Source organism: Arthrobacter sp. AQ5-05, assembly GCF_003287975.1.
In the GTDB taxonomy this organism is placed as follows: Bacteria; Actinomycetota; Actinomycetes; order Actinomycetales; family Micrococcaceae; genus Paeniglutamicibacter.
The window spans coordinates 1-1,488 of the sequence record NZ_QMKQ01000073.1; the positions used below are offsets into that span (position 1 = coordinate 1).

Annotated in this window: 2 protein-coding genes; one reads left to right on the plus strand and one right to left on the minus strand. The window is 64.7% G+C overall.

What is annotated here, in order from left to right:
* Positions 1 to 46: 46 nt before the first annotated feature.
* Positions 47 to 655 (minus strand): DNA-binding protein, encoded by a 609-nt coding sequence (locus DQ353_RS21030; RefSeq protein WP_146755371.1) that lies wholly within the window; start codon positions 653 to 655, stop codon positions 47 to 49.
* Positions 656 to 901: 246 nt separating this feature from the next.
* Here DQ353_RS21030 and DQ353_RS21035 point away from each other — a divergent pair, with 246 nt between their 5' ends.
* Positions 902 to 1,111: a hypothetical protein gene (locus DQ353_RS21035; protein ID WP_113765129.1), complete on the plus strand. Its 210-nt coding sequence runs from the start codon at positions 902 to 904 to the stop codon at positions 1,109 to 1,111.
* The last annotated feature ends 377 nt before the right edge of the window (positions 1,112 to 1,488 follow it).

A 1,488-nucleotide genomic window follows, 5' to 3' on the forward strand; every position in this document is an offset into this window, starting at 1 on the left:
CACTACCAGTAAGCCGCCCCATGACGTACTCCTGGCATGCCATGGGCTACTGCTGGGGTTTGGGCTTGTCCCGCTTTTCCGGTTGTTTCGCGGGGAGGGCGTTGTCCCAGTAGCGGGTCGCCTGCTCACTGAGCACCGCCAGACGTCCACGCAGCTCCGCGACCTCCTCGCGTGCCCGGCCCGTTTCGGCCTGAGCAGCCTTCACCGCGTCCTGTGCCGCGGCACGTTCGGAGGTCTCGGCCTCGCGCAGGGAACGGATCTCCGCCTCCAGGCTCGCGATCCGGGCTTCGGCCGCATCGGCGCGTTCGGCTTCGTTCTGGACGCGTTGGGCCTCGGCATCGACCAAGGCGCCGGCCTCCAGGACTTCTGCCCGTGCAGTCTCGAGAGCGGCCTGGGCGGCCTCGAGCTGTGCGGTGTGCCGGGCGTCGGCCTCGGCCACCGCCACGGCCCACAACCGCACAAACGCCTGTTGCGCGGCCTCGGTGACCGCGACCACCGGGTGTGAACGCTGCGTGCGCCATGATTCCACGGCGGAGCGTGCGGTTTCCATGGAGACCCCGGCGCGGGAGCGCACCGCGGTGACCGTCACCTTCAGGTTTTCGGACTCCATCGCGTCGATTGCCGCCGCCGCACGATCCATGGGGGATTCAACCACGAACACCACATCCTAAGTAGTAAAAATATTATTACCATTATTACTACTTTGAGCGGTCTTGTCCACCCTCACGCCGCCCGGCGTCGCCTCGACCCCGTGTGCGGACGCCGGCTGGTTCGCCCAGAGGCCGGCATCCTGGTCGTGGGCCTCGTGACCGCCAGGGTTTCCAAGGCGGGTGAGTGCCACGCTGCTGACGGGAGATGTTCTGCCGTTGCGGAAGATGGCCGTGCCATGAAGGATGGCCCTATGGGTAGGGAAGAACTGTCGCGGGCCCGGGAGCAGGAGCTCCACGGTCTGCGCCTGGAACTAAAGCGGCAGATCGCCTCCACACTTTCGGGTACACCCCGGTACTGTGCGCTGGCGCAGCAGCTCGCGGCCCTGGATCGGGACCATGACGCGGCCCAGATGCGCTGGTTTAGGGACCTGACCCGGGAGCATCCACTGCAGGAATCCTGAGAAGTCCTGTACAGCAACCATGGGGCGTGGCCATGACCGGCAAATCATCGGTTGACAGTGGACAACGCGGGAATGGAAGTGCGATTACCGGCGAGGTGGATGTCGTGGGCTCAAAGGGGGAACCCTGAGCGAGCATGACTCTAAAGTACGAACAAACAGGAACGCCAACAGGAGTCACCCAGGAGCCTTGCGGCTGGTTGTCCTTGCGCCCGCGCTAGTGAGTAACCGCTCGCGTGTCTGGTCAGGCCGTTAGCGGGATTGGATTCCATGCAGTGCCAGCGCAGCCTGGTAGGGAGGAAAGCTTACTTCGATGCCCTGTGCCACAGATACCTGGACCACATCGTCGTCGAGACCGATGTCCCGGCGGCGCATCCAGA

Bases quoted from the DNA above. Each gene is read 5' to 3' on its own strand.
- DQ353_RS21035 (WP_113765129.1), top strand. From the start codon at position 902: ATGGGTAGGGAAGAACTGTCGCGGGCCCGGGAGCAGGAGCTCCACGGT.